We start from the raw sequence: 8,944 nt of genomic DNA, 5'->3' as shown, positions 1-8,944 counted from the left end.
TGGGTGGGGGTGACACCGGGCTTGGGGTTGTGGCCGTTGCGCAGCAGCCGGCCGGTCAGCTCTGGCGGCAGCGAACCCTCCACGGTCAGGTCGGTCGAGGTGATCTCGTCGACGGCCGGGGTGTAGTGGCCGGTCAGGTAGGGCTTGTGAGTCGTCATGCCAGGGACCTCGCTCGGTGGTGTGGGTGTGGGTGTGGGCGTCGTGCGGGCGTGGTGTACGTGCGGGTGTGGGCGGTCAGTCGGCCTGCTCGGCGCGGGCCTTGAGGGCCGCGAGCCAGGAGGTCAGCGAGGAGCGCAGGGCCCGGCCGAGCTCGTCGGTCGCGGCGTCGACGGGGGCACCGCTCCAGGACTCCTCGGTACGGACCCGCACCCGGTCGCCGTCGATCCGCTCGAAGGTCCACACGTGGACCCCCTGGATACCGTTCGCCGGGCCGCCCCACACGACCCGCTCACCGGGGACGAGTTCGACGACGGTGGAGGTGATGTCCAGGCCGTGCGTCTCCCAGCGGAAGGAGCCACCCGGTACCAGCGGACCGTCGAGCACGGCCCGGTCGACGTCGGAGTTCCAGCTCGGCCAGGCGTCGATCCGGGTGTGCAGGTCCCAGACCCGCTCCGGCGGAGCGTCGATCACGGTGGACAGGCGGACGATGACGGGTGCGGTCTCGTCGATGGTGAACATGGGTTCTTCCTCTCGGTCGATGTGCTCTGCGGTGACGGGTACGTGGTGGTGGGTGCGCGGTGGGTGCGTGGTCACGGGTGTGCGGGTACGGGTTCGGCGCGACGGGCGCCGGTCCGGACGAGGAGCGGCGTGAGGGCGGCGGCGGCCGCGAGGACGGCGGCGGAGAGGCCGAAGGCCATGCGGTAGCCGGCGGTGAGGGCTTCGAGGTGCGGCAGGTGTCCGGCCGCTCCGGCGGTGGTGGTGCCGGCGAGCGTGGCCAGGACGGCGAGGCCGATCGCGCCGCCGACCTGCCGGGTGGTGTTCACCAGGCCACCGGCCAGCCCGGCGTCCCGCCCGGCCACGCCCTCCACGGACAACGCGGTGAGCTGGACGAAGGCGATGCTCAGACCGACGCCGATCAGGGTGCTCGGGCCGAGGACGTCGGTGAGGTAACCGCCGTCGGCACTGATCCGGGACAGCCACAGCAGTCCGGCCGCCTCGACCAGCAGGGCCGTGGTCACCGTCGCCGTGGCGCCGATCCGGCGGGCGATCCGCGGGGCGAGAGTGGAGCCGAGCATGTTGGCCAGTGCCAGCGGGAGCTGACCCAGCCCGGCGGCCAACGGGCCGGCGCCGAGCACCTGCTGCTGGTAGAGCGGGAGGAAGAAGAACAGGGCGATCCACACCGAACCCAGCAGGGCCATCAGCAGGTTGCCGGCCGTGACCCGAGCGGCCCGGAACAGGCGCGGCGGCAGCAGGGGGTTCGGGTGGCGGCGCTCGACCAGGACGAACACGGCCGCCAGTACCGCGGCGGCGGCGAAGGCCCCGAGGACGGAGGCGTCCGTCCAGCCCGACCGGCGGGCCGTGGTCAGACCCCACACCAGTGCGGTCAGCGCGAGGGTGATCGCGATGCCGCCGGGCAGGTCGAACGCGCCGCCGCCGGTGACCGGGGTGCGCGGCACGCTCACCACGACGCCGACCAGGACCAGGAGCGCGCCGACGGTGACGGCGTAGAAGATCCACGGCCAGCCCCACGCCTGGGTGAGGACACCACCGAGCAGGACTCCCGCCGCGCCTCCCGCGCCGGACACGGCGCCCCACACCCCCAGGGCCCGGCCCCGCCCGGGACCGGGCGGGAACAGCTCCATCACCAGGGCCAGCGCCGCCGGGGCGATCGCCGCCGCTCCCAGGCCCTGTGCCGCACGGGCCGCGATCAGGGCCGGGGACGAGGTGGCCGCTCCGGCCGCCAGGGACGCGGCGCCGAACACCACGACGCCCGCGAGCAGCACGCGGCGCCGGCCGATGAGGTCGGCGGCCCGGCCACCGGCCAACAGCAGCGCGCCGAAGGCCAGTCCGTAGGCGTTGACCACCCACGTGGTGTCGTTGTCCGACAGCCCGACGCCGTCGCGGATCTGCGGGAGGGCCACGTTCACGATCGAGGTCGCGAGCATGACGGTGAACTGCGCTCCCGCCAGAGCGGCGAGCGCCGCTCCGGGGCTCCGGCCGGTGGTGGTCTTCACTGCTATCCCTTCTGAGTGGTTAACCACTCACTCTTTATGTCGAAAAAGGGCGGAGCGACGCGCTCCGCCGATTTTCCGGAGTCAGTAGTGCTTGATGCCCCGGGACAGGGTGCGGGTCCAGGGGGCGTCGATCCCGTCGGCCCCCACGGAAACGATGAGGTGGCACAGCATGCCCAGGGCGAAGAACTCCTGGACCTGCGCCTCGGTACCGCCGCAGGCGCCCCGGACGTACTCCACCAGCCGGGCGTACCCCTGCCGGACCGCCTCGCGGACGGCGGGCTCGGAGACGGCCGCCGCCTGGGCGTGCAACTGGATCAACATCAGGTCGTTGTCGCTGATCAGCAGTGCGTACGCGTCCCCCATGGCCTCCAGTGCCGCCTCGGGGGAGCTGCCCCGCGCCTCGGCGGCCGCCCGCTCCAGAGCGGCCCGGACCTGGACGAAGCAGTGCTCGACCACCGCGGTGAACAGCAGTTCCTTGTTCGGGAACAAGCGGTAGACGTACGCCTGCGAGATGCCGGCCGCCTTCGCCACCTCGGTCGTCGTGGTGCCCCAGTAGCCGCGCGCCGCGAAGGCGCCGATGGCGGTGCGCAGCACCGTCTCGCGGCGCTCTTCGGCGGTGGACAGCTGACGGGGTCGTTCGCTCTTCATGTGAGTACTCAATCACTCACACTTTCGACTGTCAACGCAATTGCCGACGTACCAGGCCGTGGAAGAGGCCCGTCGTGTCGGCCAGCAGCGCGGCGGGCGAGCCCTCTTGGACGATCCGGCCGTCCGACATGACGATCACACGGTCGGCGTCCATGACCGTCGACAGCCGGTGGGCGATCACGAGACGGGTGGCCCGCAGGGCGCGGGTGGACTCGATGACCGCCCGCTGGGCCTCGTTGTCGAGCGCGCTGGTGGCCTCGTCGAGGAAGAGGACGCGCGGCTTGCGGATGAGGGCCTGGGCGATCATCAGCCGCTGCCGCTGACCGCCCGAGACGGTCCCGCCCCCGTCGGACAGGATGGTGTGCATGCCCATCGGCATGGCCTTGATGTCCTCCGCCAGGCCCGCCATCGCGGCCGCCTCCCACGCCTCCTCCAGCGAGAACGTCCCGGCGCCGCGGATGCAGTCGAGGATCGAGCCGGTCAGGGGCTGGGCGTTCTGCAGTACGACCCCGCACTGGCGGCGTACGGCCGCCCGGTCCAGCGCCGCCAGGTCCTGGCCGTCGTAGAGCACGCTGCCCGAGAGCGGCCGGTCGAAGCCGATGAGCAGCCGTAGCAGTGTCGACTTGCCGCAGCCGCTCGCCCCCACGATCGCGACGAACTCGCCCGACGCGATCCGCAGGCCGACGTCGTCGAGGACGAGCGGGCCGTCGTCGGCGTAGCGGTAGGACAGGTTCTTCGCCTCGATGGCACCGGTCAGCTCGCCCGGTCGGGTACTGGCGCGGTCCACCTCGGGGATCTCCCGTAGGAGCGGCCGGATCTGCTCGAACATCGGCAGCACCGCGGCGGCCGAGATCAGTGCTCCGGTCACCTGCGTGACCGACGACAGCAGCATGGTCAGCGCGGTGCTGAAGGTGAGGAACTCACTGGCGGACAGGGCGCCGCGGGCCGGGCCGGCCAGCAGCGCGAACATCACCAGCGTGCACAGCGGCAGGTAGACGGCGCCGAGGACCGTGAGCACGTTCTGGGTGCGGCCGATCCGCTGGTGCAGGTCGCGGGTACGGGCGAACTCCCGCGCCCAGGCCGCGTACGCGAAGCTCTCGGCGGCGGCGACGCGCAGCTTGGGCAGGCCCCGCAGGGTCTGGAAGGCCTGGTTGCCCAACCGGAGGCCGAGCGTGTTCAGCCGGCGCTCGTACCGCAACTGCCACAGCCCCAGGCCCAGGAAGACCGCCGCGATGACGACCAGCATGGCCAGCGCCGCCAGCGCCAGCGGCACGCTGTGGACGAGCAGCAGGACGAGGCTCACCGCGCCGACGGCACCCGCCTGTACGCAGACCGGGCCGATGCCGGACAGGACGCGGCGTATCGCGCTGATGCCCATCGCCGCGCCGGCCAGTTCGCCGGTGGAGCGACCGGCGAAGAACGTCGCCGGCAGTCGCAGCAGCCGGTCCCACACGGCCGGTTGCAACGTGGCCTCGATACGGCCCTCCATGCGCAGGAGGGAGGTGTTCTGCAGCAGCATGAAGACGGCCGAGACCACGGCGGTCGCGACCAGCGCCACCCCGGTCCGCACGATCGGGCCGGTCTCGCCCTGCGGCACGTACCGCCCGAGGACCTGGCCGGTGGCGACCGGTACCAGGGCGCCCAGGACCACCGCGACCAGCCCGCCCAGCAGCAGGCCGCGCAACTCGGGGAAGGTGCCGCGCACACTGAAGCGGAGCAGCGCGGGCAGACCCACCCGCCCCTCGGGCAGGGGGCGGTACAGCATGACGGCGCGCGGTTCGAAGGTGGCCTCGTCGCCTCTCCCGACCCGCTCGCGCCGGCCGGTGGCGGGGTCGACCGCCTCGTAGCCACCACGCCGCCACAGCAGGGCGACGGGCGTGCCGTCCTTCCCCCGCCGGCCCACCAACGGCCCGCAGTTCTCCCGCCACCAGCGCCCGCGCAGACCGACCTCGCGGGTGCGGATCCGGGAGGCGAGCGCGATGCGTTCGACGGGATCGAGCTGCTCGGAGGAGGGACCCGCCTCACCCGGCGGGACCAGGGTGATACCGGCCGCGCCCGCCACGAGGCGGCACGCGGCGAGGGTCGCGTCGACGTCCGAGCCCCGATGGGAATCCCGGCCGCCGGAGCGGACGATGGACGCCAACAGGGTCCGGTCCGCCTGCGTACGGGCCGCCCGGCCCGCCTCGATGCCGGCCGCCGTACGGTCCTCGTGCGCGCGCTCCAGCTGTTCGATCCAGCCGTCCAGGGCGTACAGCAGTCGGTACTGCTGGTCGACCATGCCCTGCCACATCGCCGCGTCGACGAGGAGGGTGCCCACCGCCTCCGCCTCGTACACGGCGCCGTACCGCACGCTGCCGGGGACGATCCGCATCCACAGGATGTCGTCGTCGGCCCCGCCGTGCCCGGTGGTGGCGGTGCCGTCCAGCGGTGCCTCGTAGAGCACGCGCAGACCGCGGCCGATGCCGCGCGCGAAGGCGTCCTCCAGCGGGCTCGGCCGATCCGTGGGGACCGCCCCGTACCGCCCCTCGTCGGCGTGCCACGGTCCGCCGTGGAACGACCCGGCCCCGTACTCCGGGTGCTGCGGGTACGGGGGGTGCTGGGGGTGCCGCAGTTCCCGTAGTTCGACGCGGCGCAGCCGGCACCCCTGCAGGGGGCGGCCGACCAGGGTGTGGTCGGGGCCCTCGGCCGGACCGAGCAGCAGCGTGCCCGGCTCCAGCCGGCCCAGGAAGTGCCAGTGCCCCGACTGCGCGGCGTCCACGGCGAACAGGTCCAGCTCGCCCTCGACGACCAGCCACAGGACGAGCGGGCCTTCCAGCAGAAGGCTGCCCACCCCCGCGCAGTCGACGGGCGTGCCCAGCATCCCCAGAGCCGCGACCACCGGGTCCGGGTCCGGCGTCGAGCCCGACGGGCCCGCGGCGGTGGCCGGGTAGGCGGCCGGGTCGATGGCGTGGTGCGCGTACGTCACCTCAGTGCTCCTTGACCAGTGCGGCGTACGGGCCCCGCGCGGCGACCAGCTGATCGTGCCGTCCGCGCTCGACGACCGTGCCCCGGTCGAGCACCACGATCTCGTCGCTGTCGCGCACCGTGCTCAGCCGGTGGGCGATGACCACACAGGCGCAGCCGCGGCGGCGCAGATTGTCGATGATGATCTGCTCCGTCACCGCGTCCAGGGCGCTGGTCACCTCGTCGAGCACCATGACGCTGGGCCGACGCACCAGAGCCCGCGCGATCTCCAGACGCTGGCGCTGGCCACCGGAGAAGTTGCGGCCGTCCTGCTCGACACGACTGTGGATCCCCCCGGGTCGGCGGGCCACCACCTCGTGCACGGCGGCGTCCTGGAGGGCGGCGACGACGGCCTCGTCCGTGAGGGACGGGTCCCACAACGTGACGTTGTCGCGGACGGTCCCTTCGAAGAGGAACACGTCCTGGTCGACGAAGGAGACGGAAGCGGCCAGCGCACCGCGCGGAATGTCCTCCAGCCGCATGCCGTCGATACGGATGGCCCCGGCCCACGGGGCGTGGAGGCCGGAGACCAGCCGGGAGACGGTGGACTTGCCACTGCCGGAGCCCCCGACGAGCGCGACCTGCTGCCCCGGTCCGACCGTGAGCGAGAAGTCCCGCAGCAGAGGGGCGTCCAGCGGGTTGTAGCCGAAGGTGACGCGGTCCAGCTCCACATGGCCCTTGAGGCGTCGGGTGGAGGCCGCCGGCTCCCGCCGTGCGTAGACCCGGTCGACCGGAAAGTTCTCCACGTCCTCCAGCCGGGCGATGTCGGCCGCGAAGTCCTGGATCCTCCCGGCGACGCCGCCCAGCCGGGAGATCGGGGCGGTGAAGCTGGTCACCAGGGCCTGGAAGGCGACGAGCAGGCCCACGGTGAGATGGCCCTCCACCGCCCGCAGGCCGCCGATCGTCAGGATCAGCGCGCTGTTGAACGCCGCGAGCGTGGGCGCGACGATCGCCAGCCAGGCACTGGGCACACCGAGCCGCTGCTGCACGTCCAGGGTGACCGCGTGCTGCCCGGCCCAGCGGCGGAAGAAGCCGTTCTCGCCGCCCGTCGCCTTCATCGTCTCGATGAGCTGAAGACCGCTGTACGCGGTGTTGGTCAGCCGGGCGCTCTCGGCGCGCAGCTTCTGGGTACCGGTGGCCCGCAGTCGGATCGCGATCCGCAGCGCGACGACGTTGAGCAGCGCCACGGCCACCCCGACCAGGGTGAGCTGCGGATCGTACGTCCACAGCAGTACCGCGTAGAGCACGACCACCACGGCGTCCACCGCGGCGGCTGACAGGTCCCGGGCGAGGGTCTCCGCCACCGCGTCGTTGGACTGCAGACGCTGGACCAGATCGGCGGGATTGCGCTGGGAGTAGAAGGTGACCGGAAGCCTCAGCAGGTGCCGGAAGAAGCGGGCGCTGCTCAACGTCGAGGAGATGATCCGTCCGCGCAGCAGGTTGGCCTGCAGCAACGCGGTGAGGGCCGCGGTGAGTACGAGGGCCACGGCCATCGAGGCGAACAGCACCCCGAGCAGGGACGTCTGTTCGCCGATGAGGAACATGTCGATGTAGGTACGGCTCAGGGCCGGCACCGCCACGCCGACGGCGACCAGGAGGAGGCTCGCGACCACGGCGGCGGCCATGGTGCCCGAGGTGCCCCGCAGCCGGGCCGGCACGGCCCCCAGCACGCCGGGCCGGCGGCCACCGCGGCGGAACCCGTCGCCGGGCTCGAAGACCAGGACGACTCCGGTGAAGCTGCTGTCGAACTCGTCCATGGGGACGAACCGGCGGCCCTTGGCGGGGTCGTTGACGTACACACCCCGCCGGCCGAATCGCCGGGCCGTGCCCTCGTAGACGACGTAGTGGTTGAACTCCCAGAAGAGGATGGCCGGGCCGCTCACCTCGGCGAGCGCGGCCAGGCTCATCTGCATGCCCTTGGCCGTCAGCCCGTACCCTCGGGCGGCCTTGAGGAGGTTGCCGGCGCGGGAGCCGTCGCGGGAGACGCCGCACGCGATGCGCAGTTCCTCGAGCGGGACGAAGCGTCGGTGGTGGCCGAGCACCATGGCCAGGGCGGCGGCGCCGCACTCCACCGCCTCCATCTGCAGCACGGTGGGCGTGCGGACGGGACGCGGGGTGCGCCCCCGGGGTACGGGCGCGGGCGCGGGCCTGCGGCGGGAGCCGCCCTTCGGCTCGGGGCGGTGGCGCCGGCGCCCGGCGGAGGGCGGCTGCGGCGCGGTCACGGCAGCAGCCAGTCGACGGGGCGCTGCGCGGCGAGGTGGACGGCTCCGGTGACCGGCGTCCTCGAATCGACGGCGTACGGGGGCCCGTCCGCGGAGGACCACCGGTAGCCGGAGGGGGTGGAGGCGGAGCGTTCGAGCCGGACCACCACGGCCACCGGGCTGCCCTGTCGGGAGAACTGCTCGGCGAGCCCGGCGTCGCCGAGGAAGCCGCCGATCTGCGCCCGCGTCAGGGGGGCCCGACCGACCTCCACGACGCGCCCGCGCAGCGTGCCGAACCGTGGCTGCGGGACGGACTGGACGTTCAGGTCCACCGCGGCGCCCACGGCGATCGCCGAGCCGCTGCCGCCGGGCACGTACAGGACGGCCACCAGCGGGTCCGCCGGATCCTTCACCCGTTCCACGGTGGCCACGTCGGCACCCATGGCGATGACCGAACCCACCTTGGCCACGAGCGTCGTCAGCCGGCCGCCTGCCACCACGCGAACCGGCCGTTCCCCTTGCTCCGTACGGACGTTGAGCACGGGCGCACCGGCGGCGAGCACCTGCCCCTCCTCGGCGAGGACTCCGGTCACCTGTCCCGCGACCGGTGTCTGCAGCACGTAGCTGCCCTCGGCCCGGGTGAGGATGCCGGCCGCGCTCAGCTTGGACGACACCGTGCCGGTGCAGGCCCAGTAGGCCGCGGCCGCCATGACGGCGAGCGTGACGGCCAGGACCAGTCGACCCTGCGGGCGCGCGAAGCGAACGGGCAGGTCGAATTCCTCGGGCGATTGCAGCTTGGAAAGAGCCTTTTGGCGAAACTGCACGGACTGTTCCTTCAACTGCACGCATAGAGCTGGGTACACGTACGGACGGCCGAGAACCCCGGAGCCGTGGGGGACGCTCCGGGGTTCACGGGTA

At 72.9% G+C, this 8,944-nt stretch carries 6 protein-coding genes; all 6 read right to left on the bottom strand.

Annotation, left to right across the window (positions count from 1 at the left end):
- Positions 1–234: 234 nt before the first annotated feature.
- The 6 genes from ACGFYY_RS10000 to ACGFYY_RS09975 all read right to left on the bottom strand — a co-directional run bounded on the left by ACGFYY_RS10000 (position 235) and on the right by ACGFYY_RS09975 (position 8,850).
- Positions 235–753 carry an SRPBCC family protein gene (locus ACGFYY_RS10000; protein ID WP_393708000.1) on the bottom strand — a complete coding sequence of 173 codons (519 nt, stop codon included), beginning with the start codon at positions 751–753 and terminating at the stop codon, positions 235–237.
- A complete protein-coding gene (locus ACGFYY_RS09995; protein WP_393707998.1) occupies positions 750–2,174 on the bottom strand; it encodes an MFS transporter in 1,425 nt (474 codons plus the stop codon). Before ACGFYY_RS09995 ends, ACGFYY_RS10000 begins: the two co-directional genes overlap by 4 nt.
- A gap of 81 nt (positions 2,175–2,255) precedes the next feature.
- Positions 2,256–2,822, bottom strand: a complete 567-nt coding sequence (locus ACGFYY_RS09990; RefSeq protein WP_393707996.1) for a TetR/AcrR family transcriptional regulator — start codon at positions 2,820–2,822, stop codon at positions 2,256–2,258.
- Between the two features lie 31 nt (positions 2,823–2,853).
- On the bottom strand, positions 2,854–5,682 hold the full coding sequence (locus ACGFYY_RS09985) for an NHLP bacteriocin export ABC transporter permease/ATPase subunit (protein ID WP_393708030.1): 2,829 nt from the start codon (positions 5,680–5,682) through the stop codon (positions 2,854–2,856).
- A gap of 106 nt (positions 5,683–5,788) precedes the next feature.
- Entirely contained in the window at positions 5,789–8,047 is a 2,259-nt protein-coding gene (locus tag ACGFYY_RS09980; protein WP_393707994.1) for an NHLP family bacteriocin export ABC transporter peptidase/permease/ATPase subunit, read from the bottom strand.
- The gene (locus ACGFYY_RS09975; RefSeq protein ID WP_393707992.1) at positions 8,044–8,850 is read right to left on the bottom strand and encodes a hypothetical protein; all 807 of its coding nucleotides are present in this window, start codon (positions 8,848–8,850) and stop codon (positions 8,044–8,046) included. Before ACGFYY_RS09975 ends, ACGFYY_RS09980 begins: the two co-directional genes overlap by 4 nt.
- Positions 8,851–8,944 lie beyond the last annotated feature (94 nt).

Origin of the sequence: Streptomyces sp. NPDC048331 (assembly GCF_043201215.1) — a bacterium.
In the GTDB taxonomy this organism is placed as follows: Bacteria; Actinomycetota; Actinomycetes; order Streptomycetales; family Streptomycetaceae; genus Streptomyces.
The sequence above is the reverse complement of the archived record's forward strand: the minus strand, read 5'-3'. Positions and strand labels throughout refer to the sequence as shown.